The following is a 26555-nucleotide window of genomic DNA, read 5'->3' as shown; positions in this document are numbered from 1 at the left end:
GGCTATTCCTTGAAGGTGTGGTTTCCCGGCCCGGCTGTGTGCTGTGTTCCGGTGGGCATGACAATGCGGGCGGTTGCCCCCGCGGGCACGGTCACGTCGAGTGTGAACGTCTCGTCGTCGATGTGCCATGCGCTGGTGATAGCCCCGCGCGCTGCACGGAGGTTTGCGCGTGCCCAGTTCAGTCCGTGGCCGGGCTTGGGTTCGATAGTGAAGTGCTCATACCCGGGGTGGTTTTCGTCGGGACGGATGCCGGCGACGTATTCGTGAAGGAACGTGATGACCGCTCCCTTGGAGTAGTGGTTCAGCGACTCATGCATCATGCCGTCTTCGGTGATTCCTTCCCAGGATTCCCAAATCGTGGTCGCACCCCTGTCGAGCATGGTCATCCAGCTCGGAGCGGTGTCCTGGAACAGCAGTTCATAGGCGACATCTGTCCGGCCGTGGTCCGCCAGTACCGGCAGCAGGAATGGTGTCGAGAGGAATCCTGTGGACAGATGGTTGTCCTTTTCCCGGATGAGCTCGACAAGACGGTTGACGGCGTTTGTTTCGAGTTCTGCAGGGATCAGCCCGAAAGCCAGACCCCGCACGTAGTTGGCTTGCGATTCGAGGGTCAGGTGACCTGCCGGGGTGAGGTACTCGGTGCGCCAGGCGTCAAGGGCGTTGGCATGAAGTTCCCGGTAGTGGTGGGCGAGCTCCTTTTTACCGAGGATCGCGGCGGCTTTGGAGACGATGTCCGCGGAACGGGCCATGTATGCGGTGGCCACGATGCCTTTGTCGCCAAAGAAGTCGAAGGCTCCCCCGGGCTCGGCCCATTCTCCCCAGTGGAAGCCTGAGTCCCAAAGGAAGCTTTCATGGGGCGCAGGTTCCGCTCGGCTCTCCTGGCGGGAGGGGTGCCGCCCGGTCGCGGCGAGGCCGGCGATGTAGTCCACCCATCGGGTCATCATCTCGAAGCTATCTTCGAGCACGCGGGCGTCGCCGTAGGTTACGTAGAGCTGCCAGGGCACGATGGTTGCCGCGTCCCCCCAGCCTGCGGACCCGTCAAAGGAGAAGGGGATCTCGGGGTTGTCGACCACGCCCGTGTTGGGGGCAACGTTGGTGATGCAGCCGTTGTCGAGCTGGTCATCAGCCAGCGACTGCAGCCATTTCCTCGAGAAACCATAGATGTCGTCGAGGAACGCGGCGCTGCGGACGAAAATTTGGTAGTCGCCGGTGTAGCCCCAGCGTTCCCGTTGCGGGCAGTCAGTGGGCACGTCGCACGCGTTCGCGTGCCAGCTGGCCTCAGCGATGCGGTGCAGTCGGTTGACACGTTCGTCGCTGCATTCGAAAGTGCCGGTAGCTGCCAAGTCCGTGTGCACGAGGACGGCGACGATGTCGGCCGGGTTGAGGTCCTCAAGAAGGCCATCGACGGCAACGTACCGGAACCCGTGGGTGGTGTGGCGTGGTTCGAACACGTCGCCGGGATGCCCTCGGGAGATAACGGTGTCGGTTTGGCCTGTGGGCAGGGGGTTGGGGTCCGGGTACGGGGTGTAGGCGAGGTGCGCGGTGGTCAGGTCACCGGTGGGGTCGAGGGCTTCTCCGTGGGTGAGCTTGGTGGTGGTTCCTGCCGGTCCGAGCGCTGACAGTCGGACCCAGCCGTTGAGGTTTTGTCCAAAGTCCACGATCTGTCTGCCACGGGAGAGCCTGGTGACGTCAATAGCCGGGTATTGACGGATGCGCCGCACGGGAGGCGCGGGCGAAAAGGCGAGCCGGGATCGATCAAGGGTCAACGCGTTGTCGGCGACCCTGACGGGCTGCCATGGGATGTCGTCCAGCCTCGTGAAATCGTTCGTTTGCCCGTCCATGAGGTCTGCGGCGGTGATGGAGCCGGTGCCGTATTCCCAGTCAGGGCCCGTGGCAATGATGATGGTGTCGGCTGATGTTTCGAGGTTGAGTTGTGCGACAAGAGCGGTATGTACTCCGAAGTTGTCAGGAACCCGGCTGGGTCCGCATCGTCCGCGGAACCATCCATCGCTGAGCACCAGCCGCAGTTCGTTCAAACCCGTCTCCAGCAAGCCGGTGACCTCGTGGTGCTGCACGTAGAGGGTCTTGGCGTAACTGGTCAGGCCGGGCGTCAGTTCCTCATCGCCAACACGGACCCCGTTGATGAAGGCTTCATAGATCCCGTGGGCGGTGGCCGCCAGGGTGGCGTGCCGAGGCGCCCCGTGAAGGGTGAAGGTGGTGCGGAATTCGTAGGCTGGGCGCGCGCCGGCCGGAGGGACAGTGTCTTCAGCGGCCTGGATCCAGGTCGCCTTGGCGAGCAGGTCCTGGGCAGTGGCATCGATCTGGGCAGTCAATGGCGTACTTTCTGCAATCCGTCGGAATTATGGCTTGATGTGTTGGCGGGACAGTTAGACGGCTTCGGCCGGCTGGCGGCTGAGTGCCAAGAGTTGGTCGAGTGCTTCGGGCGGGAGGGCGTCTCCGAGGAAGCCGACGAATTGCTTCATCGGCAAAGATTCCACCATCCTCATGCTGTCCTGGTTGGCCGCGGCAGCGTGTGCCTGTTGCTCTGACATGGATGCCGTGATCCCCTGCAGGAGTGCCGGGCCGACGACGGGGTGCCCGAACCATTCACCGACCGGGGAATCCATGCTCAGTTCACGTGTAATAGTGTCCCCCACCAGGGTGATCGACGTTTGGGTGTCGATGGTTCCGGCGTCGACGCCGATCTGGATGGCGTAGTCACCCGCTGCGGCCACCCAACGGCCGAGGGGTTCGTCGTAATAGGCAAAGGACCGGTGGTCCAGCCCCAGTTCCACTGTTTTGCTCTGCCCGGGGTCCAGGTCGATTTTAGTGAAGGCCTTCAATTCGCGGGCCGGGCGTTTCACGGGGCCAGCGGTCGTGGCCACGTAAAGCTGGATGACATGTTTCCCGGCCAGGTTTCCGGTGTTGGTGACGGTCACGCGTGCACGGGCGGATGAGGGGCCTGTGACTTCGATATCGAGGTTGTCGGTACGGAACGTGGTGTAGCTGAGCCCGTGTCCGAAATGGTAGCGGACGGGGACGTCCGCGCTGGTGTAGTAGCGGTATCCGACGAACACGCCTTCGCCGTAGCGGACATGCTGCTGCTCTCCGGGGAAGTTGAGCCAGCTGGGATTGTCCTGAAGCCTCAAAGGAATTGTTTCGGCAAGGTGCCCGGAAGGGTTGACGGCGCCGAACAGGACTTCGGCGATCGCCGCCCCGCCGGCCTGGCCCAGCAGCCACCCTTCAACGATCGCATCGGCGTCGTCATGCCAGCCTTCGAGGGAAACGACGCCCCCGTGGGAGAGGACGACGACGGTCTTCGGGGCTGCCTGTGCGACGGTACGAATCGCATGGACTTGGTGCGCGGGAAGGTCCAGGTGGTTTCGGTCGAACCCTTCGGATTCGTCTTGCTCGGAGAGTCCGGCGAAGATGATCGCCACGTCCGAAGCGGTCGCAGCTTCAACGGCTGCGCCCATCAGTGTGGCCTGCTCCGGAGCGTGGTCGTCCACGGTGAAGCCCGGCGAGTATGTGACCTCGGCCCCGAGCCGTGCCGCATGTTCGCGGATGGATTCCAGGGCGGATTCTTCCCGCGTCGCGTTGATATGGGAGCTGCCGCCGCCCTGGTAGCGGGGCGCGGCGGCGAAGTGACCGATGACAGCAACCCGGGAATTGCCGGCCAGTGGAAGCGCCTGTCCGTCGTTCTTGAGCAGCACGATGCACTCCCGGGCAAGCTCATGTGCCAAGGCATGGCTGTCTCCGACGTCGTAGTGGCCCGGTGAGGCCACGGAATTGTGTGTCAGGGAAAGAACACGGGCCGCTGCGCGGTCGACATCGTCGATGTCCAGCGTTCCGTTCTTAACGGCCTCGACAATTTCACGGTTGCTGGTTCCTCCGTTGCCCGGCATTTCGAGGTCCAGGCCGGCTTTGAGTGCGGCGACGCGGTTCGAGACCGCGCCCCAGTCGGATACCACGGCTCCGTCGAAGCCCCATTCGTCCCGTAGCAGTTCGGTGAGCAGCCATCGGTTTTCGGAGGCGTAGACCCCGTTGATTTTGTTGTAGGAGCACATGACAGTGGCGGGCCGCGCTTCCTTGACGATCCGCTCGAAGGCCGGGAGGTAGATTTCCCGGAGGGTGCGTTCGTCAATCTCGACGCTGACCCGCATCCGGTCGGTTTCCTGGTTGTTGGCTGCGAAGTGTTTGACGCTGGCCCCGACGCCTTCGGCCTGGAGCCCGGTGACGTGCGCAGCCCCTAGGATGCCCGAGAGCAGCGGGTCCTCGGAGTAGTACTCGAAGTTCCTGCCGCACAACGGCGACCTCTTGATGTTCACGCCCGGCCCCAGTGCGACGGATATGCCCAGTCGGTGGCCTTCCTTGCCGACACCGGCACCGAGCCTCTGGGCGACCGCTGGATTCCAGCTGGAACCTACTGCCACTGCCGGCGGGAAGCATGTCGAGGGTTCGCTGTGGTGCAGGCCGAGGTGGTCTTCCCCGGCCAGTTGGCGTCGGATACCGTGCGGCCCATCAGTCAGGACGATGGCGGGGATGCCTGCCTCCGGCAGTTCTTTCGTCTGCCAAAAGTTCTCTCCTGATAGCAGCGATGCTTTTTGCTCCAGGGTGAGGTTGGACGTGTTCGTGCTCATAAAACTCTCCATTGGTCTGGTGGCTGTTCGGCCCGGTAGGTAGGCGGGCCGAACAGCGGCGGCAGCTAGGCGTGCGCGGCGGCTTCTGTCAGGGCGTTTTCGAGGTCCAGGCGGAACTCTTCGGAGGCACCCGGGACGTACTGCAGCAAGACGCTCAGCGAGATACCTTCAGCTCCTGGCCCGTTGCCTTCGATGGGGACGCCGGGCAGGTGGGAGGCGAAAACCCGGGTGAGGGCGTCCCATGTAGTGATGTCCCTGGACAGCTCCGCCAGGGGCGTGTCCATGGTGAAGTCAGGACGTGTTCCGTAGGACTCGGGCAACGCGTATTCCCAGTGATGCTGCCCTTGCCCGATGCTGATTGTCCTGTTATCCGGGTCGAGTGGCAGGACCACTTCAGCCTCGGCGCCGGCGGGCATGCGCACGTCTACGCTCATGGTTTTGGATGTGATCCGCCAAGAGACCTCCACGGCGCCCAGGACAGTGTCATGCCGCGCGGTGGCATGGGTAAGTCCGCCTCCGGGGCGGGGTTCGATGCGGATGCGGCGCCACCCCGGGGCTGCGGCTTGGAGGCCGGCGACGACCCGGTACAGCCAGGACGTGACGGCTCCGAATGCGTAGTGGTTCAGGGAAGTCATGCCCGAAGGGTTCACCGTGCCGTCCGGCCGGACTGAGTCCCAGCGTTCCCAGATGGTCGTGGCACCCTGGGTGACCGGGTAGAGGAAGGAAGGACACTGGGTTTGGGTGAGCAGCTTGTAGGCCTCATCCAGGTGCCCGGTGAGTGTCAGGGCGTCCGTTACGTGGGGTGTGCCCGCGAAGCCTGTGGAGATGGTGTAGCCGGATTTCGCCACGAGCTGGGCCAACTGTTTGCCGGCGTGGCGCATCTGGTCCTCCTCAAGGATGCCGAAGCAGATCGCCAGCGCGTAGGCAGTGGCTGACTCGTTCACGATCCGTCCGGCCTCGGTGATGTATTCGCGCCGGAACACCTCGCGCACCCGCCTGTTGAGCGCGCGGAAGTAAGATGCGTCCCGCTCTTGTCCCAGGATTTCGGCGGTGTCGGCCATTTCCCTCGTCGTTTTGCAGAAGTAGGCGGAGGCGACGAGATGGCGGTCAGTTTTGCCGCCGGCGGGGTTGTCGTCCGGGGCGTCCGGGTCCAGCCAGTCACCGTACTGGAATCCGGAGCTCCATAGCCCGTTCTCATCCAGCAGGCCTTCGACCTGGCGGACGAAGGTGGCCATGGAGTCGTAGGACTCTTCCAGGATGGATGTGTCTCCATATTCCTGGTACAGGGTCCAGGGCAGGGCGACGGCCACGTCGCTCCACAACGCGGTCGGGGACGACGGGGTGGAGAGGATGTCGGGGACAACCCATGGAACGAAGCTCTTTTCGTTCTGCTCGGCCCGGAGATCTGCCAGCCATGATCTGAGCACCCCGCGGACGTCGTGGAGGAGTACGGCGGTGGGTCCGAAGGCGTGCAGGTCCCCGGTCCACCCGAGCCGTTCGTCCCGCTGCGGGCAGTCTGTGGGGACGCCGACAAAGTTGTCCCGCATGGACCAGACGGTGTTCTCGTGCATCCGGTCGACCAGCTCATTGGACGATGAGAACCACCCGGTGCGTGCCATATCACTGTGCACGACCACGGCGGTGATGTCCCGGACGGAAAGATCTCCGGGATAGCCGGTGACTTCGGCGTAGCGGAAGCCGTGGAAGGTAAAGCGGGGCTCCCAGGTGGTGTCTTCAGGCCCGGCGAGGATCCAGTGATCCGTGGCTTGGGCCGTCCGTAGCGTCTCGGTGTCGAGCTCGCCGCCGGGTGTGAGCAGTTCGGCGTGCCGGAGGGTGATGGTGTCTCCCGCCTTTCCGCCCCGGGCGCGCAGGCGTACCCATCCTGAGATGACCTGGCCGAAGTCGATGATGCTTCTGCCGCCCGAGAGGTTGGTGATGGATGCAGGCTTGATCTCCTGGGTGGCCCGGATGGGCGGCGCGGCCGGCTCGATCAGTGTGTCGAGGTTCCATTCGAAGGGTTTCGCCTGGGTCCAGTGCCGGTCATTGAAACCGGGCAGGGCCCAGCCGTTGCTTTCCAAGCGTGCGTCGAAGGTCTCGCCGTCGTAGATGCTGTTGGCGCGGACCCCGCCGGTGGAGCAGCGGAAGCTACTGTCGGAGAGGACGTACTCCGTCCGGTCGCCGTACTCCAGTTCGATTTCCAGGTATAGCGCCGGGGAGTTGGAGTAGAAGTGGCTTTTGTTCTCCCAGCCGAGGCGGCCGAGAGCCCAACCTTGCCCGACGATGGCGCCCACGGCGTTCGCACCAACGGCGATCGAGTCCGTGACGTCGTAGGAGCTGACGGCGAGCCGGTTGCGGTAGGAAGTCCAGCCCGGGGCCAGCACTTCGTCGCCGACTTTGCTGCCGTTGAGGTGGGGTTCGACGAGACCGACAGCGGTTGTTTTGAGGGTGGCTTTGGTCAGGCCCTCGGCGACGAGGAACTCCTTCCGGAAGTACAGTGCCGGGTCGTCGAGCTCGCCGTTGGGGAATTCCGAGGTGATGAACTCGGCGTGCCAGGTGGGGGTCATGAAATGTCCTTGAGTATCGAGAAGGAAGGGCTTGCAGTCGTCGCGGCGGTCATGCATCGATGACCTGAGCGAGGAATTTGTTGTGCTCGGCTTGCCGGTCGTAGCCTGCGGGATCGGCGGTACATGCGGGGCACCAGTGGCCAGCCTGAAGCACCAGCCTTGGGCTGGCAGCGAATTCATGGCCCGCCCCACAGGACCACATGAGCGGTGCCGACGGAAGCCCAGGGTTCACGTCTTCGGTCAAAAGCCTGCCGCCTCGGAAGGCTGCTGCCTCCAGGTAATCGATGGCGGACCACTCGGATGCAGGCTTGTTCTCGTCATATCCGTGGTCGAGATAGGACGGGGTGCGTGAGGGTGCGGGCGGCTCGAACGTGGACCAGTCGCCGATGCTGCGCCATTCCGGCAGGCTGCCGAAATGGGCGCTGACCTCCTGGTCGGTTCCTGACCTGATGGCTGCCATCGTTCCCCGGGGTTTGCGGGACAGCGGCTTCATGACGAGGTGTTTGACGATCCAGGCCGGGACCTTGCCGGCATTTCGTACTGACGAGGGGGCCGTGGCGAGGGCGCGGGCGAGGGCACTTTCGAACGTGTCCTGGCGGAACGGGACCAGGGCGTGCAGCCGGTCGCTGTCGGTGTACCACTGTCCATGGAAGTTCTTCAGCGCGAACCAATTCCGGTCGTACCACTTCCTGATGTCCTTCACGCCCACAGCTTGGCCGATGGCCGTCTGCAGTTGCCAGTTGCTGAGCCGCCAGCCCTCGCCCCCGCCGATGTTGTAGACACCTCCCCACAATTCGCCCGGGACATCCGGTTCGCAGAGGTTGGCCAGCAGCCGGGCCGAGTCTTGTGCCGAAACCCATTCCATGACTCCTGCGAACGGCGAGTGGGTCATGATGGGGTCCCGTATTTCGAGCATCCCGGGATGGAAGATTCCTGTCTGCCGCAGCCAGACCCAAGTCGGCAGGCCGGCCTCGACAAGTTCCCGCTCGGCTGTCACCTTACTTTGGCCATAGGCGTCGAACCGGGACACGCGGATTGGGTCACCGACCCTGCCCCAATGGAGCGGGGGGTTGCGGTTCCCGGTCTGCGCTACCGACCCGACGCCGACAACCCTGATCCGGCTGGGATCGGGCTGTGCCTTCACCGCCCGGATGATGTTCCGCATGCTGCCCACGTTCACACGAGTAGCCAGCTCAGGCTGCTCATCGGCCAAAGGCGAAACAACCGCCCCCACATGGAGCACCACATCCGCCCGCGCTACGCACGTCGCAACAGTGGCGTAATCTGTCAGATCCCCCCAGACAACATCCAGGTTCTCCATGGCCGAGAACTCCGACAGTACGGCCTTGTCTTTTTCGCCTGGTAAGGAGAGCACCAGTACGGTGACGCGGTCCGAACGCGAGGAGAGCTCGCGCAGGGTCGCCCTCCCCCAGTTGCCGGTTGCCCCGGTGAGAAGCACCGTGGTGTGTGGTTTGGTTATGCTCAATCTCGAATCTCCATATCGTGCATTGGACTGGTCCAGCCCGGCGCCGTGGACTGCCGGGGGTTGCTATGGCTCGACTGGTCAGCGTGCGGAGCGAATCCGCATGATGACGGCGCCACCGAGCAGAACGAAACCTGCCGCGACCACGAATAGCAGGGTGTAGTTCTTCTGGTCTCCAGCGGCACCGATAGCAAGGAAGATCGGGGCGATCAGGGGTGCGGCCGACTGTGGGATAGAGGTCGCGAAACCGGTGATCCCCATAAAGCGCCCGGCGTCGGTGGCCTTTTCAGGGAGAACGTCCAGCAACAGGGCCTGATCCACCGCTGAGAACATCCCGATACCCATCGATGTGACCAAGGAACCGGCAATGAGGAGAGGGAGATCAGACGAAAAGGCCATCAAGATCATCCCGGCAGCCATCAAGAGCCCGCCGAAGAGCACGAACAGGCGGCGGCGCCGCAGACGGTCGGACAGGAAGCCCCCACCCAGCGCGCCCGCAGTTGTGGCCAGGACGCCGGCACCGCCGAGCGTGGCGATGATCCCGCCTACCTGTTCCACGGGGATACCGAGCCGGCTCGCGAAGAAGAAGGCACTAAACGTCGTGTTCAGCGTCAGGCCGAAGTAAAAGAAGAACCGTCCCAGCCAGTTCCAGGAGAAATCTGGGTACTGGCTGGGGTTGTAGAGGTAGTTGCGGAGCATTGACGCTGGCGTCATTTTTGCGGAGAAAACCATGCCGCGGCTATCAGCCTCGTGAACGAACAGGACGAACAGTGCTACGAGAAGCACACCGACCACACCGGGAACCATGAAGAGCAGCAGTGGGTCAGCTGCGAAACCGCCGGCGATAACGACGCCGAAAACGGGTGCAACCTGGGTGGAGAAGCCCGTGAGGCCTGCCACCTTGCCCCGCTGGGATTCAGGCAGCCGGTCCGCCGTCGAAATCTGGAGATTGCTCAGTACCTGACCCCACCCCAGTTGGGCCAGGATCCAGCCGGCTCCAAGGATCAGCACGCTGGGGGCATATGCCATGACCAGGAGCGAGATGACTCCCAACAGTGTTCCGGCGATCATGAAGGGGCGTCGGCGCCCGATCCGGGTCCTGGTGCGGTCACTGACCATGCCAAGGAACGGGCTGGTAACCATCACGGCCAACGCACCTGCCCCGGTGATGTAACCCAAATATTCCTGGTTAGTTGGCGCCAACTGGTTCACCCTGATCGCCAGGGAAATAGCCAGAGGCGTGATGAATGCTACGAACACACCAAACTGTGCGAGCACCATCAGCCAGATGTAGCGGCCGCTGACCTTGGGGGCGTCAAGGGCCGGAGCGGGAAGTTCCGCTTCCACTGCCAACGCCGGCGCCAAGGCGCCGGGAACTGCAGCATGCGTTTCACGCGAATTCATAAGGACTCCATTGTCAGGGAGAAAAGTGAAAAGGGTCACTAGCCCGCGCTAGTGAATTCACTGATGCTACTGTAGGGGAACTAGCCCGCGCAAGTGGCTAGCTCTGAATGCTGGAACTGGAGGATCGGTGGCGACGAGCGTGCCAACGCGGCGGGTGACGACATACGACATCGCCAAGTCACTGGGAGTGTCGCGGGCAACTGTGGGCTTCGTCCTCAACAACACCCCGGGGCAAACGATCTCCGAGGCCACGAGGACGAAAGTTCTGAAGGAAGCCCAGCGCCTCGGCTACCGCCGGCATTCAGCGGCCCGGACCCTGGCGAGTGGACGAAGCCACATAGTACTCCTCGTCCTGCCCGACTGGCCGCTGGACTTCAGCCTCCGACGGAACATCGAGGAAGCATCCCTCACCCTCGACCAGGCCGGCTACACACTGGTTACCTACACCCCGCACTCCAGCGGCCAGGCCCGGCCACTCTGGGAAAGCATCCAGCCCGACGTAGTGCTCACCTTGAATTCCTTCACACCGGAGCAGGCAGAGGCGATCCGGGGTGCCGGGATCACCCGCCTGATCCCCGATCCGGAAGCTCCCCCTTCCGAGGTCTACATCGACAACGGCCCCGCGCTCCAGCTCGAACATCTTGCCGAGCTCGGCCACACCGCCATTGCGTATGCAGGGCTCAACGATCCAAAGGTTGCCGACCTGGTGAACGCCCGCCGGGTCCGCGCCCAGGAGACTGCCTCTGCCTTGGGGCTTCGTCCCATCACGTGCAGGAACATTGACCTGGCCGACGAGTCAGCCCTGGCCGCGATCCGTGACTGGCGCTCAGTCGGAGTCACTGCCATAGCTGCCTACAACGACGACGTTGCAGCTGCGCTCACAGGAGCCTCCCTCCGAGCCGGACTGACAGTCCCAGGGGACCTCTCGATCATCGGACTCGATAACACACCACTCTCTTCGATGTTCCAGCCCCAGTTGTCCACCATCAACGTAGATACTGCCGGGCTGGGGCGCTACCTGGGGCGTTTAGCCCTCAGCGCCATCGAAGGAACTCCAGCACCGACGGCTGGGCCCGAAATGCGGGCAACCCTCATCCCCCGAGCTTCGACAGCCGCACCCCGTAACGTCCCGAGCTGACCAAAATGGGCTGTCCCGGGCCCCTTCAACCCGTTTCGAATGTAGGCGTTCAACGGCTCCCAGAGACTATGCAAGAAAACTAGCTGGGTCACCAGCCGCAGAGGCCGATAGTGCTAGTCCTCCGCGCGCCACTGCTGTCCCTAAAAAGCAGACTTGAGCGTGGACATTGTCCACACCCTCTTTGGCAGGACAAATACGGACACAGGCCCTCCTCGCCGTTCCAAAGAAGGCCTTCCAAAAGTCGCTAACTCGGATTCCTAAAGGTCATATAGCTGCCGGTCCGCCGGCGCATGACTAGGTGTAGGGCACCCTCAAGCCCAGCCAACGAAAACCGTACCTAGGTAACGCGTATACCCAGTGGCAGCAAGCGGAAGGCCCACTAGCCAAGGACTTGAACCCGCCCCCCCACACACCTGAATAGGCCACCACGGCGGTCAGCCCACAGCCGGCAAACCATCCGTCAGAGCGACGCGACCACAAGCAATGTCCACACATTAAAGCAAAAACCCCTCTGACGAGGGGTTATGCGTGCCCGAGGTGGGACTCGAACTGCATTCCAGACCGCGCAAACACTGGGATCCCGCGGAAACATGCGGAATCCGGCCCGATCCGCCCCCAGTACGCCGCAGTCCGAAGTGTGATGTCTCGGGACATGGGTGACGGTTCTGTATCAGGAGATCGGTGACATGTCGTGTGTCAGGACTTCGGTGACGGTTGGGGGTTGTTTCATGGTGCGTCCTGGGGGCTTGCCGTTGCCGACTGATTTGGTCCCGGCTGGCGGGCAGGGGTAGGACGTGATGTGGGTGCCCTGGTCATCGAAGAACTGGATCATCTCGGTGTCCCAGAGCGCGTGGATGCAGTGCCGGGCGTAGGGTCTGCCGATCATGTAGACCACGCTGTTGATCGTGACTCTGCCGTTGGGGTAGGCGATGCGGGTGGCCTGGCCGCTGCCGCGGGTCCTGTCCTGTGTGAGGGCCGGGACAGGTTTCGGGTGTGGTGGCTCGGCGACCGGTGTGGCCGCCCATGCTTGGCGCGGGGTGATCCGCCCGGGCAAACCCTGGTGCGGGCGTTCGGTGTTATAGAGCTGATCGAACGCTTCGACCTGCTCCTGAAGCTGTTCAATTGTCCTGGCGAGGGGTTGTTTGTCCAGGAACCGGAATAGGGTCTGATGGAAGCGTTCGTTCTTGCCCTGCGTGGTTGGTTTGTAAGGTTTCCCGGTGACCGCCTCGATCCCCAGGGAGGTGACGCACGTGAGGAGCTGGCCTTGATGGCCCCGCCGTGAAGGGTTCAACGCGGCCCCGTTATCCGTGAGCAGTTTCTGCGGTACCCCGTGCGCGGTGATGCCCTTCTTCACCACCGCGATCGCGGCCTCGGACGTTTCCCCGGCGGCAACGTGGGAGGCGACCGCGAAACGGGAGTGGTCATCGATGAGCTGGAAAATCACGCATTTACGGCCACCGGTGAGGACGTACTCGGTCGCATCCAGCTGCCACCGGCGGTACGCGGCCCGGGGTTTCTTCCGCGGCTCCAGCCTCGCGACACCGCTTTGACGGAAGATTCTGGCCAGCGACGCAACCGAGGGAACCGGTTCCAGGCCCATGGACTTCATCTTCTCAAACACGCTGATCGGTCCGTGGTCCAGGCCCGAGCGCTCCAACGCTCCCCGCACCCGAAGTGCCTGCTCCTTGGCCTCATCACTGATCCTGGACGGGCTCGTGCGCGGCCGACGGGACCGCGGTTCCAACGCTGTAGCCGGGCCCCCGGCCCGGGCCCGGCCCAACAACACGTAAAACGTCTTACGGGAGATGCCATGCTCGGCACAGAACGCTGTCACGGCACCACGCGGCGGATCATCCGGCCACTGCGAGATCGCTAAACGGACACGAGGATCAACAGGCTCAACTCCACTCGTTCACCCATCAGAATGGCAGAAGTGTCACCACCAAGAACTCCTAAACTGTCACCCATGTCCTGATACAGAACTGTCACCCATGTCCAGAGACATAACACGCCGCAGTCCGAAGCCGAACGTGTGCACATTGTGCACACCCTCTTTTGGTCCACTTCGGCGAGCCCGACCGGGCTGCTTGCCAAGACGTTGCTCGACTGGCTGGCGGCAGCGAACTGTTACGTAAAGTAAGTAGGCAGATAGTTGCGCGCGCGCCCTAATGTTGGCTTAGCTCCCCACCCTCCCGGTGCCAATGAACCTGCACCAACAACCCTCATTGCCGCTGGCATCAACTAGTCAAAATGATTCGGTTTGTTATGGAGCGGTCGTCCGCGTTTGTCAGATGGACAAACCCTCGTACGTATCGTGACGCGAGAGCTGGCCCGGCCTTCTCGGCGACGTCTTGGTAATGACTTGTCAGCGCTGCTTCGAATGGATCGGCGACCTCGGCGGAGCTTGTCGCGGCTCTGATTCCTGCTAGAACGAATGGTAGTTGGGCGGACGTTATCCAGGGCTGCGCGAGAAGTCTTTGAAGATACAACACCAAGTTTGAGTAGGCCTCCTTGTCGCCGATACGGATGAGCCATCGGGAAGTTGCCTCGACCCATCTTTTTACCGAGTCAGGTTCATCGGACGAGCGCCGTAGCCCTTCCATCGCGAACTTGACCTGGCTTTCCGGGTTGGCTGTCGCGGGCGCCCACATTATGAAACTGGCGCAGCCGCTGGCCCGCCATCCATCGAGGTCCGCGGCAGCTTCCAGCCAGTCCCGGCGAAAGGCGGCGCCAACATAGTGACGGCTAATGAGGATCGCCTGGAGCGCAGTTGCCAGGTCGTCACTCAGGATCTGATCAAGCCGCATCGCCTCAACCAAGGCTGATGTTCCAAATGCGGCCGCCCCCATGGCAACGGCCAGCTGTCGGACCTTCACATCGTCACACCACAGAGGTCTGGGTGGCTCATCCAAAGCGAGGTCGAGAGCCGTGAGCCAGACGAAGACTTCCTCTTCGGCTTGAAGCCTCGGGATATTGGTGTCCGCTGACCGTTCCTGGGTTCTTACATTTTGAAAGCGTGCGTGTACGTGCTTTGCACGCTCGAATCGCTGCTCAGCTTCCCGCTCGGAAATCTGGTGAACCTTCGCTGTCCCCTCGCGGGACTTCCCTATAGACATAGTTGAACGTTGGGACAACTTCTCAACCGCTTGGATGGTGTCAAGGAACTGTTCTAGAGGTACGGCGTTTCCTCCAAAATATCCCAGTAATTGATCGCCCAGTTCAGTATCAAAGAGATCGAGCGTCAAAAGAGCGGTGACGTCAACCACGGCATCGCTGTCCCGTGCTACACGGGCTGCAGCCACTTCATCCTCGAACGTTGTGGCATCCCCGGCGAAGACGATGCCCGTGCGGCTGGCAAGAAGCTCAACGTAACTGGAGTGGTGCACGGAGGCAGCTACACCAAAGGGGAGCTTCCCTTCCTCCACCTGCCGGTCCATGTCAGAGGTATCCGGCAGCTGAGCAACGAGGCCGTTCAACGCTTCCAGTGGATTCTCAAGGTCAATCTTCTGCGGTATGAAGACATCCTCGAGACTTGGCAGCAACTCCTCGAGGCGAATCCTTATCTGTTCAGCGACCGGTTCCGGTAATTCTGCGGTTGGAAACAACATTGCCATCGTCGCGACGGCACGGACTTGTTTGCTGTTGTTGAAAGCATCTAGTACTTCGAGAAGCTCGTGGAGGGATCCGTCAGCCAGCTGGTACCGCCTCCACAGTTTGATGCGCAATACAGCTTCTCGTTCATTGCGCGGCGATGGCCTACCTCCGAACTCGGCATATGTCTTCCACGCGTCATCAAGCTGTCCTAACCGGACTTGGCATTCAACGAGCGCCCACACAGCTGCCGGGTTGCCAGGATCACGGGTCATCAAGTCCGCTGCGGCGTCGGCTGCCTCGCCCCAGCGGCCGTCTGCCGAAAGAAGCTCGATTAGGTTGGCATAGACGGCCTCATGCTTGCCCCAACTTGGCTGCGCCACTTGAAGGGCACTGCGGGCGCTGGTCAGTGCGGCTTTGCGGTCACCAGCTCGCAGGTACGCGTTGGAGGCGATATGCCACAGCTCTGCGTCTGACCATTGTTTTGCGGCATTGGCAGCCGCCTTCGCTGCCTGTTCGAATTCGGATCGTAGTTCGAAATATCTGTAGAGAGCGAAAGCAAGCGTGCGCTGTTTCCTCGCTCTGGCCCGCAACGCCTCGAACTGGCCGGGCACTTCACTGAAAGCGGCGGCGACCAGCTTCAAATCACTAACGATGTCACGGTGGTCGGCTGACAGTGCTTCCATACGCGGGGGCACGGCACCGTGCATGGCGATCTGGAATCCGATCCGGAATTGTTCGTTTGCTGTGGCGGCCTGATCGCCTGCCTTCAACCACAGGCCCAGTGCCGTTTTTCCATCCTTGTGGTGTTCAGCCATCAATGCTTCGGCTTCCAACCGGGTCAGCGAGTAGTCTCCGGTTTCTGCCAGGAGGCCGCGGACCTCTTCGTCCGGCCTGGTGTCCGCCGCTATAACGATGGCCAGCTTGCGGACTTCAGGGTTTTTGGCTTCTTGGTCTATAGCTTCACCTGTCGGCGGGAGCTGGGACAGACACCATGCCTTCCGGCTGTTTCCGAGGGCTTGTGCTGCTTGCATGGCTGTAGCCACGGCACGATAGGACGGCCCTCTCCAAGTGCGTATGGCATTGCGAACGGCCAGGGCTAACTCAAGGCTTGCTTCAAGGTCACCGAAGTGAAGGGCAGAATCTCGGATTGAACCTCGTTGCAGGAGGTATTCCGCGGCCAATTGGGCCGGCCCGGTTAGCTGGTCTTCCTGAAGGGCTTCGCGTGCAAGTCGGACTGCGCCTTCGATGTCATCGTTAGCGGCCAGCAACTGACAGCGGATCGAGGCCTTCAGTGCGCGTTCGGCCGCGTCGGGCGTGTCCCACGTGTCCAGGATTTCAAGGGCGCGCCGTGGTGACTGGTCGATTGCGGCTGATATTGAGTCGGCAAGTGGGTGTCCTTCGTGCCGCTTCATCATTGCCCGTTGAGCATCGGGTGATGACGTGCCTTCCAGGAGGTCGCGGCGGACCCTCCAATAGTCTGCAGGTGTGGCGCCTTGTTCTAGGCCTTCGTCGATGAGCGCGATAGCTTCGTCGTTCAACCCGTAATCCGATGCGAGATCCGCCATCCACATCAGGGCTGCGGCGCTCGTCTGGCCGAACCATGCAGGACGGTGCTGTTTCCAGTCCACTAGGGCCGTCTTTGGATCCTGCGTTGCCACGAACTCGCGGACGAACCTGTGCACTGCCGGCCAGCTGTCCGCCAGGGCTTTTGCTTGCTTCGCCCGCACAGGTGCAACGAAGCGAAGGTCTGCTTCAAATGCGGATACTGGAGATACATGGGCTGCTTTGATCTCGGCACGGGTCGTTGCGCTTTGGATCTCAAGGGCTTCGTTCGTCGAAAGTCCGTGTGTGTAGGCGGAAAGGAGCAGGTCAACGAACTGCTTTGCCTGGATGTCAGTAAGTCGTGCCCACGCGGCACCAAATGTCTGCTTCCGCAGACTTCGCCCTAGAGCCTCAATTCGCTCCGGGTCCGCGCTTCTAAACGCGGAAAGGGGCTCGCCTGCACCCAGATACCGACGAAATTCCCAGTACGCAGGAGCTGGAAGCCGCAGTTCCTTAGCTTTCCTCCGCGCACGCCAGGCGACCAGCCATGAAAGCGCAATACGTTGCCACGCCGCCATAGTCAGTTTTCCCACCATGGGGCCGGCGACCTTGGCCGCTACGCCTACTGCCCACTCAGCAGCCATGTGCCCTCCAGTTGCGAAAGTGTCCACCCTTGCGCCGCATCTCAACGGCGGTCTATTAGACGGTGCAATGGCGAGCCTATATCCCACCTAGGACAATCCCCTCCTGAACTGACAGGTGTTGCGGCGGCATAGGCGCGCCACATGCCAGAGGCATGGGCTTATGAGCGACCGTGCAGCCGACTGGAAATTGATTGGCTACGGCGAGGATCGCATTATGAAGATGCGGGCCATCAGGAAGACAGGGGCACAAGAGCCAAATCGCGGAGAAGACTAGCCATTCCGACAGGGACGAGATCGGTCACTTCGGAGGAGGTGACTCATGGTTGCGGGCCGATAGCGGAGACTATGTCGGGTTGCCGGGCGACGCAGAACGTTTCCCGTCTCGTGAACATTCCCGTCGTTCATGCTTACCCGCGGGATGGCCTTCAGGAACCGGCCAGCCGCTGGATGGCGGAGGCGAGGGCGCGCAGCCGGTGGTTGCGGTCGAGGTCCCCGGTGCGCGTGGCCAGGTACACGGTGTTCAGGGGAGCAACCTCCGGCGTGTGCAGCGCGACGAGGGCTCCGGAAGCCAGATCATCGTCCGCCAAGTAGCGGGGCAACACCGACATCCCAGCGCCCGCAACGACGGCGGAGCGCACACCGCGAAGATCAGGAACGATGCAGATCGTCCGCAGATCGTCAGGGCGTCGTTCGAACACGCTGCGCCAGTAGCGCCGGATGATAGGCAGGTTTTCGGCATAGGCGACCACAGGGATGGCTGCCAACTCGACTCCGTCGGGAGCATCTCCCGGCAACCTCGATTGCCAAGACGGTGCCGCAACCAGGACAAATTCCTCGTCGTAAAGGGGCATTCCCGTGACGCCATGAACGCGTGGCCGGACCGAGCTGACGACAAGGTCCAAGTCGCCGGTCCGGAGGTCTTCGAGCAAGCCATCAACCAGGCCGAAACGGATCCGCAACCGGGCCCCGATTGCCGTAGTGAGTTCCGGCGTGTGGGGCAGCAGCTTGGCGGTCAGGAACTCGGCGGGGCCGCCCAGATCGATGGCCTCGTTGGCTCCCGGAAGTGTTGCGATGTAGGCGAGATCGTCCAGGGCGTCGATGTGCGGTCCGACGTCCCTGGCCAAGCCATCGGCCTTGGGGGTTGGCTTCACTCCGGACGCAGCACGTTCAAAGAGGCGCAGGCCGAGATTCTGTTCCAGGGAATGTACATGGGTGGAAGCAGTGGGCTGTGAGATGCCGAGCAGCCTTGCGGCCTCGGTCAGTGACCCCGCACGGTAGACGGCGAGAAAGGTCCGCAAATGTTCCAGGTTGTGAGTGGCCATCGGTGCAATCCTCGCACGGGCTGGCCCAAGGAAATCGAATACGGGCCAAAGCTTTTTCAATGCCATGCAGTCCCGTCAGAGGAGCACTATCGAACTAGACCGCAGCAGCACTCCCCCGAAAGGAACCCGATGTCCCACATCCTCATGGTCGTTTCAGCAGCCGATTCCCTCGAACTCGCAGACGGTACCCAGCATCCCACCGGCTTCTGGGCCGAAGAGCTCGTGGTCGCCCACCGCGCCCTCAAGGCGTCCGGCGCAGATATCACCATTGCCACCCCGGGCGGAAAGAAACCCACGGTGGACCCAGGCTCACTGAATCCGGAGATCGTGGGCGAAGAAGAAAAGGTCGGTGAAATTGAGCGGTACCTGACCGGGATCGCCGCAGAGCTCGAGGCACCGGCAGCCCTGTCCGCAGTCCACGCTGCCGACTTCGACGCCGTTGTCCTGCCCGGTGGCCACGGCCCAATGACCGACCTCGCTACCGACTCTGATCTGGGCGCACTGCTTGTCGAGGCAAACGACGCCGGCGCGATCATCGCCCCCTTCTGCCACGGACCGGCAGGCCTCCTGAGCGCAACGGCAAAAGATGGAAGCTTCGCTTTCGCGGACCGCCAGCTCACCGTGTTCACGGACGAGGAAGAGCTGAGCGGCGGAACCGGAAAGAACACTCCATGGCTTGTTGCCACGACGCTGGCCGAGCGTGGTGCCATCGTCAAGGCCGGCCCCGCCTGGAGTAGCTACGTTGTCCGTGATGGCAACCTCATCAGCGGCCAGAACCCGCAGTCCAGTGAAGCGGTGGCCGCTGCAGTGGTTGCCGCCCTGGCCGAGTAACCGGCCGGCTTACCGCTCAACGAATGTACGACGACGGCGACGCTCCCCGCGCGGGGTGGGTCGCCGTCGTTCTCTGCTCTATGACCAAGAAGTTTCGATTAGGAATACTACGAGTGGGAATACTAGGAGTGTGAAAGAGCGGTCGGATGGGCGGCTGAACGCCTGCGGGATTGGTTGAAAGCACTGGCCGGTGTTGGCTCAGCCGTGAATCGAGGAATCTTCCAGCATGACCCCCTGAACATGGTTAGCCAGACTGCCTGCGAATTGATGCAGTACGACTTCTGCTCAGTGACCGTCCTCCGGCCTGCACGGCGCCAACCGCCTGGGCGGAAATTCCCTCATCGAACTTCTCGTTTTCGGGCGGATCGTGGGTCAAGCGGCAGGAAACTACTCCACGGTGCTGCAACAGCACCGACGCTCCCCGAGACCGTCACTGAGGCCCCCAAAGAAATTGAAAGCCTCCTGGTCGCCGACGGAGAGGAAAACGTCCGTGTCCTGCAAAGGGCCATCCGGAACACGATGACCGAGCATGCGGGCGTCGTCCGTGACGAAATAGGGCTTAAGACCGGCCTGGCCGAGATCGAAGCGATTGAATCCCGCATGGCAGACATTGGCGTTCACCCGGACGTGGCCGGATTCCAGGACCTTGCCCACGCCTTCGACCTGAAGTCCGCCCTTCTGGCGGCCAAAGCCACGTTGCAGTCCGCACTCGAGCGCCGCGAAAGCCGAGAGGCCCACAACCGACGCGACTACCCCGAGCTGGACCCGAGCCTCCAGGTGAACCTTGTCTGGTCCAAAGACGAAACCGTGGCCCCCGAGTCGATTCCGGCCATCCCGGCGCACATTTCTGCCCTCATCGAAGACATCAACACCCTGGGAAAACTCGTTGAGTAGGCGCACATGGTTTCAAGGAGACAACGTCTCGTCAAGACCCTCATACTCCGGACCTCGCTACTCCTATTGTTCCTCGAGGCAGCCGTCGTCGGATTTTGGAACCAATTTTTCCCGGAGAGCTTTTACAACAACTTTCCCACCGTCAATCAAACGCCACCTTCCAGCGAGCACTTTGCCCGTGACTTCGGCGGTGCCACTTTGGGCATCGCTGTCCTACTGGGAATCGCGTTCCTCAGGCCTCACGGACGATTCCCGCTGCCAGCCGCGACCGCGTTTTCGGTCTTCGCCATCCCCCACACTGTTTTTCATCCCGCGCACCTGCGCGACCTCACCGCCTTGGACGCCGTTCTGCTCACGACAGCCAACGTCGTGACGGCGCTGCTAGGTCTTCTTGTCATTGCACCGGCCATAGCGCCGGGCAGGAAGCGCCGTCTCGCCTTTACGATGACGCGGCGCCGGACGTAAAGGAACTGCGCCGCGGGCGCTGGCCGGGTACCGAAGAGACGGGTTCGCCATGCCAGCGATCCCTCAGCCGTCTCCCCCGCTGCAAGCATTGGATCGGCTGCCCGGAACCATCCGGGCCACCAATCCGGAATGTTCGGCTTCACGGCGGCCGCGACACCTAGGGCGGGCCCAAATGAACGTTATCGCGCAGTTTCGGCCAGCCGGAAGTGAGATGGTGGTCGATCGAATGACCTCGCAGCGGGAACCTGGATGGTTCGGGCCGCCTCCGCTTTCTCCCGGCTGAAGCCGTGGTCGCCCCGGAGAATCAAACCCTGCCTCGGGGTCAGGGGTAAGGTGGGAAATTTCTTTCGAAAGGTATATGCTGGCCGAAATTTTCGGTTATCATTAAGGGTAACAGCTCAGCGACATCCCGCTTGCATCCATAAGTCGCAGTGCTGGAGTGCTTTGATGACGCGGCTCGGGTCAAACCGTACCCGTTCGAACACTGTAGAAGGGAACACACGATGACTCGCGAAGAAGCCTTTGCACGTTGCCCCGCTGACTCCTACGTTGAGTACTACGGCAACCAATGGCTCGTTGTTCCGTTTGCACGCGTCGTGCAGCCGGAATTCTTCGACTGCACTCCCGGACTTCGACTTACCCATGCCTGAGACGCCGTACTACTGAAGATTCTCTCAGCAGCGACCGAGGTCAGTGGACTTCGTCCCGAAACCTGGCTCCAACAGCTCGTCGGCGGTAGGAAACCAATGCTTGGCCTTCTATTCCTGGGCCCAGATGCTCGGCACGGTAGCCAGACGGCGGCGTATGGAAACCAAAGCCGCTAGGGAGACAGGCCTATGTGGATTCCGTCCGCTCGTGATTTAGTGAAGCATGGCCGCATTAATAGAGGATTATGCGCTGCTCTCCGATCTTCACACCGGGCCCCTTGTTTCGCGGCGGGGCAGCGTTGACTGGCTGTGTTTCCCGCGGTTCGACTCGCCCTCGGTCTTTGCTGCCCTACTCGGGGGTGAGGAACATGGCCGATGGCTGTTGGCGCCGAGCGCGCCGGAGGCCGTGGTCATTGACCGCCACTATGTCGACTCGACGTTTGTACTCCAAACAACATGGCAGACCGATGCCGGCGAGGTCTTAGTGACGGACTTCATGCCGGTGGGTGACAGCCGTTCGCGTCTTGTCCGTCGCATGACAGGACTCAGCGGGACGGTCCTCATGCGCCACGAGATTAGAATACGACCCCAATACGCCACTGTGCTGCCTTGGGTGAGTCGGGTCCGTGATAGCGCGCCGGGTCAGGCTGCGGAGATTCTCCTGGCCATGTCGGGTCCGGACGCCCTGGCCCTCCGGGGAGAAGATCTTCCGATTGCGGAAGGTCACCGACATGCCGGGGAATTTTTGGTTGCACAGGGGAAGAACGTGGACTTCGAACTGACATGGTTCCCCTCGCACCAGGATGTGCCATCGGCCGTCAATGTCGATGCCGCCCTTGACCTGGCTGTGGCCTATTGGACCACCTGGGCAGGAAATTGCCGCGATGACGGCAAATACGGCAGTGCAGTGAAGCGTTCGCTGCTGGTGCTTCGTGCGCTCACCCACTACGAGACAGGCGGCATTGTCGCTGCGCCCACCACATCCCTACCGGAGGATTTCGGTGGGTCACGCAATTGGGACTACCGCTACTGTTGGCTGCGCGATGCCTCTTTGACGTTGGAAGCCATGTTGACACATGGCTATGAATCCGAGGCGCTGAAGTGGCGCAACTGGCTTTTACGTGCACTCGCGGGCGATCCGGAGGACCTGCAGATTATGTACGGCGTGGGGGGTGAGCGGGACCTGACGGAAAAGGAACTCCCCCACCTTCCCGGATACCAGAATTCCAGACCGGTGCGAATCGGTAACGCTGCTGTGTCCCAGTACCAGGCTGACGTGGTCGGTGAAGTGATGGTGGCACTTGAAAGGCTTCGGCTGGCCGGAGGCAAGGAAGACCACTTCTCCTGGGCACTCCAGCGTGCGCTGCTCGGATCCGTGGAAAATCACCTCGAGGACAAAGACTTCGGCCTGTGGGAAATGCGCGGCGATGCCCAGTACTTCACCCACTCCCGGGTGATGATGTGGGCCGCTTTTGACAGCGGAGTGCGGGCTGTTCGCGATCACGGCCTACCTGGACCGGCAGAGCATTGGGAGCAACTCCGTGAGGGATTGGCCACGGAAATCATGGATCTCGGATTCAACCGGGACCTCAACTCCTTCACCCAAACCTATGGCGGTCGGCAGACGGACGCTGCTCTGCTGGCCTTGCCGCAGGTTGGCTTCCTTGCCTACGACGATGAGCGCATGCTCGGTACGGTTGACCAGCTGGAAAAGGAGCTGCTCACTACCGAGGGCCTGCTGATGCGCTACCGAACCGAAACAGGAGTTGACGGATTAGAACCGGGAGAACATGCGTTCCTCGCATGCTCCTTCTGGCTAGTGGAACAGTACGCGCGGTCAGGCCGCTGGGCCGACGCCAGGAACCTGATGGACGTGCTGGCCGGGCTCGCCAACGAGCTGGGCCTGCTCAGCGAAGAATATTCAATGAAGGAAAAGCGGATGGCGGGAAACTTTCCACAAGCTTTCTCCCATCTGACCCTAGTGCGGGCGGCAGACGCCATGCACGGCGTGGACCGGCTCAGCCTGCATCCCAAACATTGAGCTTCGGTCCTGTGCCTGCCGACGCAAGCCGGGTCCGTTACTGCAGGTACTTGAAGACGCCGCGGCTGTAGGCAATGAGGGGTAGGTCCGCCGACGTGGCCGAGCATCAAAGGATGCTCGGCTCCCACGCCTGGAACTGTGCTGAAAGAAGGCGCGGGAGCCGCAGCCAAGGCATGTGAGATGGCGCCTATGACGCGTCCTCCAGTCCTTGGGATTGGAGGCGAAATCTTGAGCATCCCATTTCTTCCCGTCCGGCAAAATCAACGCCGCTTCATTGCCGCCCTCTCCAGTAAATAGCTGACGGAAATGGACTTCGCGGAACAAGGATCATGCCGCCCGAGAGTAAGGCCAGGACCGGAATTGAAAAGTGCCGGCGCTGTGCCAGAGGCTGCTCCCCACTAGGTGTTTGTACCGGCGCACTCCACAGCTCGGTCTGACCCCTAGCCTTACGTGTCGCTAGGAATCACAGGATTGCCTTCGACTTGTCACCGATCGGCACGGCAGTTAGCGGCCACACATTCGCGGGCTCTGCTAGAAGCGGTGCCAGCTCGGCGTTGAGGGCGGCGTTATCAGCCGTGGCAAGGTGCTGCTCCCAGAGCAAGCGACTCGACCAGCGCTCGATAACCATGAAGGACTCTGGGCCCTCGTGGAGGGCGAATAGCTCGCATCCGGGTTCTTCCTGGACACCGGGCCAGTATTTGCGGCAAACGGCGAGGAGTTTTTCGCGATGTCCGTTTGCAGGGCTGAGGCTGACGACGACTACTAGTCCATTCATGATGTCCTTTGCTGGTGTAAGAACCGGTTAGGCGACGGATGTTCCGCGACGTAGGCGGTCGACAAAGACCGCTAGGAGGATGACCGCACCCATGATGATCTGCTGATAGAACGACTGCACGTTCAGCAAGGTCATTCCGTTTGAGAGCACAGCGATGAACAGCGCACCGACGAGAGTACCGATCAATGACCCCCTGCCACCCATCAGGGAGGTACCCCCGAGCACGATTGCTGCGATCGCGTTGAGTTCGTAGCCGCTTCCGAGATCAGGAACGGCGCTTTCAAGCCGTGCCGACACGATGACTCCCGCAATTCCGGCGCAGAGACCGGAAATGACGTAAACACTGAATATAATCCGTCGTACTGGGATGCCGCTCAGTCGGGCCGCCTCGGAATTGCCGCCGATCGCGTAGACCTGGCGGCCGAAGACAGTTCGCTCAAGTAGGAACCAGCCCAGGACGTACACCGCGATCAGGACGAGGGCTGCAATCGGGATGCCTAGGACTTGTCCCTGACCGATCCAGGAGAAGGTCACGTTTTCCGGAACGAGGGTGGTGCCGCCGGTGCCAACGTAGACAAATCCACGCAAGTAGGTGAGTGCGGCAAGCGTTACGATGAACGCTGGCAACGCAAATCGGGCAGTGAAAAGGCCGTTGATGGCGCCGATGACCGCGCCGGCGATAAGGGCGAGGCCGACCGCGATGAACCACGGCGCATCCGAGTTGGCCATGACGATGGAGACCATGGCCGTCACACCCAGTGCGGAACCGACAGAGAGATCGATCCCGCTCGTGAGGATGACGAATGTGCCTCCCGCGGCGAGGATAGCGATCGCCGCGACCTGACGGACGACTTCGATCAGGTTGTTGACGCTCCAGAAATACGGGGCGATCAATGCCATGACTATCACGAGCAAAACGAGCGCGGCGCTGATCCCCACGAGTCCGCTTCGGGAGAGGGCTGCGAGGACGCTGCCTCGCCCCGGACGGACTCTGTCGAGCACTGGGGAGGGCGGCGATTGAAGCTGGGACATGGTCACGGTAACTGGTCTCCTAATGGTCTAAGCCTGGGTCGCTTGGGCGATCCCGAAAGCATGGTTCATGACGGCCTCTTCGGTAAGGCTCTGGGCGTCGATTTCTGCAACTAACCGGCCCTCGCGCATGACGTGTACGCGGCTGCTGAGTCCGATCAGCTCCGGCAGTTCGGACGAGATGACAAGGACCGCCACGCCCGCATGAGCGCACTCATTGATGATCTGGTAGATCTCCGCTTTGGCTCCGACATCGACCCCACGGGTGGGCTCGTCGAGAATCAGGACCTTGGGTTTGGTCTCCAGCCACTTCGCGAACAGCACTTTCTGCTGGTTGCCGCCGGAGAGTGTGGTCACCTCTTGGCCGAGTGAGGCCGACTTGATCCCCAACCGTTTCTGCGCTTTGCTGGCAACCCGCTTTACTGCTGCGGGCGTTACGACTCCAGCAGAGGAGATGTGACCGAGGCTCGCGAGCACGATATTGGCGGCGATCGATTGGTCAAGCACAAGCCCCTGCGTCTTCCTGCTCTCAGGGAGCAGCGCGATCCCGGCGCGTACCGCCGAGCCCGGCCCGGTCACGTTGACCGGGGACCCGTCGACCGAGACGGTGCCGGAACTTGCTCTGTCGGCTCCGAAGATGAGGCGCACGAACTCGCTCCGACCGGATCCGATCAAGCCTCCGATTCCCACAACCTCACCGGCCCGCACATCAAGATCAATCGGGCCGATGTCTTTTCCGTTGGTGAGTTGTTCAACCCGAAGAACGACTCTCCCAGGCTCCGGTCGCTCCGCGGTGAACAGCGAGTCGATCTTTCGGCCCACCATCCTGAGCACGATCGCATCCGGGGTTGCCTCGGCTTTCGGCATCGTCTCGACGAGCGATCCGTCGCGCATGATGCTGACGATATCGGCCAGGGCTTCGATCTCCTCCATTCGATGCGTGATGTAGATAACGGATGTGCCGTTTCGGCGAAGCTCGTCCACGATGCGCAGCAGCCGCTCAGTCTCAGCGGAGGACAGCGCGGACGTCGGCTCGTCGAGAATCAGGATTTTCGGTTTCTGCGCGAGGGCACGGGCGATCTCGATCTGCTGATGATCAGCGACGGTAAGTTCCTCCGCTCGCATCGTGACCGGGAAGGTCGCGCCGATGTGGGCGAGCTGCGCACGGGCGTTCTCCAAAGTCGCAGTTCGATCGAGGCCGCGGAACCGATTGCGGTTCTCCTGCCCCATTGCGAGGTTGTCGGCGACGGTCAGATTGGGCGCAATGAGGAGTTCTTGGTGGACGAGCGTAACTCCGGCCGTACGGGAAGACTTGACATCAAACGGTCCCATCTGGCCGTTGATCTCTACCGTGCCGTGATCGGGCTGATGGATACCTGCCAGCAGCTTCGTCAGCGTCGACTTGCCTGCGCCGTTCTCGCCCGCGAGCACGTGGACCTCACCCGAGCGGAAGTCAAGGTCGACATTTCTTACTACAGTCGTTCCGTCGAACGACTTTGTCACTCCCCGGAGGCGAGCAACCACTCGCGGGGCCAGCATGTC

The 26555-nt window shown here is 61.8% G+C and carries 16 protein-coding genes and 1 pseudogene; 6 read left to right on the top strand and 11 right to left on the bottom strand.

The window, feature by feature from the left end; genetic code table 11:
• Positions 1-2: 2 nt before the first annotated feature.
• The 5 genes from ARTH_RS09345 to ARTH_RS09325 all read right to left on the bottom strand — a co-directional run bounded on the left by ARTH_RS09345 (position 3) and on the right by ARTH_RS09325 (position 10091).
• On the bottom strand, positions 3-2333 hold the full coding sequence (locus ARTH_RS09345) for an alpha-L-rhamnosidase (RefSeq protein WP_011691696.1): 2331 nt from the start codon (positions 2331-2333) through the stop codon (positions 3-5).
• Positions 2334-2387: 54 nt separating this feature from the next.
• Complete coding sequence (locus ARTH_RS09340; RefSeq protein ID WP_011691695.1) at positions 2388-4640, bottom strand: glycoside hydrolase family 3 C-terminal domain-containing protein; 2253 nt, start codon at positions 4638-4640, stop codon at positions 2388-2390.
• A 65-nt stretch (positions 4641-4705) separates the two neighbouring features.
• Complete coding sequence (locus ARTH_RS09335; protein ID WP_011691694.1) at positions 4706-7204, bottom strand: family 78 glycoside hydrolase catalytic domain; 2499 nt, start codon at positions 7202-7204, stop codon at positions 4706-4708.
• Positions 7205-7253: 49 nt separating this feature from the next.
• Positions 7254-8690: an NAD-dependent epimerase/dehydratase family protein gene (locus tag ARTH_RS09330; RefSeq protein WP_011691693.1), complete on the bottom strand. Its 1437-nt coding sequence runs from the start codon at positions 8688-8690 to the stop codon at positions 7254-7256.
• 78 nt (positions 8691-8768) lie between these two features.
• Entirely contained in the window at positions 8769-10091 is a 1323-nt protein-coding gene (locus ARTH_RS09325) for an MFS transporter (protein WP_011691692.1), read from the bottom strand.
• Positions 10092-10278: 187 nt separating this feature from the next.
• Here ARTH_RS09325 and ARTH_RS09320 point away from each other — a divergent pair, with 187 nt between their 5' ends.
• Positions 10279-11229, top strand: a complete 951-nt coding sequence (locus tag ARTH_RS09320) for a LacI family DNA-binding transcriptional regulator (RefSeq protein WP_232223611.1) — start codon at positions 10279-10281, stop codon at positions 11227-11229.
• A 670-nt stretch (positions 11230-11899) separates the two neighbouring features.
• Here the strand turns inward: ARTH_RS09320 and ARTH_RS09315 are convergent.
• The 3 genes from ARTH_RS09315 to ARTH_RS09305 form a co-directional block, all read right to left on the bottom strand.
• Positions 11900-13099, bottom strand: a complete 1200-nt coding sequence (locus tag ARTH_RS09315; protein WP_052309676.1) for an integrase core domain-containing protein — start codon at positions 13097-13099, stop codon at positions 11900-11902.
• 367 nt (positions 13100-13466) lie between these two features.
• Entirely contained in the window at positions 13467-17009 is a 3543-nt protein-coding gene (locus ARTH_RS09310; RefSeq protein WP_011691689.1) for a PIN domain-containing protein, read from the bottom strand.
• Between the two features lie 425 nt (positions 17010-17434).
• Positions 17435-18331 carry a LysR family transcriptional regulator gene (locus tag ARTH_RS09305; RefSeq protein ID WP_011691688.1) on the bottom strand — a complete coding sequence of 299 codons (897 nt, stop codon included), beginning with the start codon at positions 18329-18331 and terminating at the stop codon, positions 17435-17437.
• Positions 18332-18460: 129 nt separating this feature from the next.
• On the opposite strand from ARTH_RS09305, the gene ARTH_RS09300 reads away from it, so the two are divergent.
• From ARTH_RS09300 to ARTH_RS09285, 5 genes and pseudogenes are all read left to right on the top strand, one after another.
• Positions 18461-19162, top strand: coding sequence for a type 1 glutamine amidotransferase domain-containing protein (locus ARTH_RS09300; RefSeq protein ID WP_011691687.1), 702 nt, complete (start codon positions 18461-18463; stop codon positions 19160-19162).
• A gap of 295 nt (positions 19163-19457) precedes the next feature.
• Positions 19458-20056: pseudogene (locus ARTH_RS23485) on the top strand (succinate dehydrogenase); the annotation flags it as partial.
• 66 nt (positions 20057-20122) lie between these two features.
• Positions 20123-20521: a hypothetical protein gene (locus ARTH_RS23105; protein ID WP_198011550.1), complete on the top strand. Its 399-nt coding sequence runs from the start codon at positions 20123-20125 to the stop codon at positions 20519-20521.
• Between the two features lie 503 nt (positions 20522-21024).
• Positions 21025-21171, top strand: a complete 147-nt coding sequence (locus ARTH_RS23845; protein WP_156810652.1) for a hypothetical protein — start codon at positions 21025-21027, stop codon at positions 21169-21171.
• A gap of 220 nt (positions 21172-21391) precedes the next feature.
• Entirely contained in the window at positions 21392-23209 is a 1818-nt protein-coding gene (locus tag ARTH_RS09285; RefSeq protein WP_011691684.1) for a glycoside hydrolase family 15 protein, read from the top strand.
• 463 nt (positions 23210-23672) lie between these two features.
• On the opposite strand, the gene ARTH_RS09280 is transcribed toward ARTH_RS09285, so the two are convergent.
• From ARTH_RS09280 to ARTH_RS09270, 3 genes are all read right to left on the bottom strand, one after another.
• On the bottom strand, positions 23673-23984 hold the full coding sequence (locus ARTH_RS09280; RefSeq protein ID WP_011691683.1) for a putative quinol monooxygenase: 312 nt from the start codon (positions 23982-23984) through the stop codon (positions 23673-23675).
• Between the two features lie 27 nt (positions 23985-24011).
• Positions 24012-24923, bottom strand: coding sequence for an ABC transporter permease (locus tag ARTH_RS09275; protein WP_198011549.1), 912 nt, complete (start codon positions 24921-24923; stop codon positions 24012-24014).
• A gap of 120 nt (positions 24924-25043) precedes the next feature.
• Positions 25044-26516 (bottom strand): sugar ABC transporter ATP-binding protein, encoded by a 1473-nt coding sequence (locus tag ARTH_RS09270; protein ID WP_198011548.1) that lies wholly within the window; start codon positions 26514-26516, stop codon positions 25044-25046.
• Positions 26517-26555 lie beyond the last annotated feature (39 nt).

It is taken from the genome of Arthrobacter sp. FB24 (genome assembly GCF_000196235.1).
Lineage (GTDB): Bacteria > Actinomycetota > Actinomycetes > Actinomycetales > Micrococcaceae > Arthrobacter.
This window is presented reverse-complemented; position numbering and strand designations above follow the sequence as displayed.

Bases quoted from the DNA above. Each gene is read 5' to 3' on its own strand.
- ARTH_RS09300 (WP_011691687.1), top strand. From the start codon at position 18,461: ATGTCCCACATCCTCATGGTCGTTTCAGCAGCCGATTCCCTCGAACTC.
- ARTH_RS09335 (WP_011691694.1), bottom strand. From the start codon at position 7,204: ATGACCCCCACCTGGCACGCCGAGTTCATCACCTCGGAATTCCCCAAC.
- ARTH_RS09305 (WP_011691688.1), bottom strand. From the start codon at position 18,331: ATGGCCACTCACAACCTGGAACATTTGCGGACCTTTCTCGCCGTCTAC.
- ARTH_RS09325 (WP_011691692.1), bottom strand. From the start codon at position 10,091: ATGAATTCGCGTGAAACGCATGCTGCAGTTCCCGGCGCCTTGGCGCCG.
- ARTH_RS09310 (WP_011691689.1), bottom strand. From the start codon at position 17,009: ATGGCTGCTGAGTGGGCAGTAGGCGTAGCGGCCAAGGTCGCCGGCCCC.
- ARTH_RS09340 (WP_011691695.1), bottom strand. From the start codon at position 4,640: ATGAGCACGAACACGTCCAACCTCACCCTGGAGCAAAAAGCATCGCTG.
- ARTH_RS09285 (WP_011691684.1), top strand. From the start codon at position 21,392: ATGGCCGCATTAATAGAGGATTATGCGCTGCTCTCCGATCTTCACACC.
- ARTH_RS23845 (WP_156810652.1), top strand. From the start codon at position 21,025: ATGACTCGCGAAGAAGCCTTTGCACGTTGCCCCGCTGACTCCTACGTT.
- ARTH_RS09280 (WP_011691683.1), bottom strand. From the start codon at position 23,984: ATGAATGGACTAGTAGTCGTCGTCAGCCTCAGCCCTGCAAACGGACAT.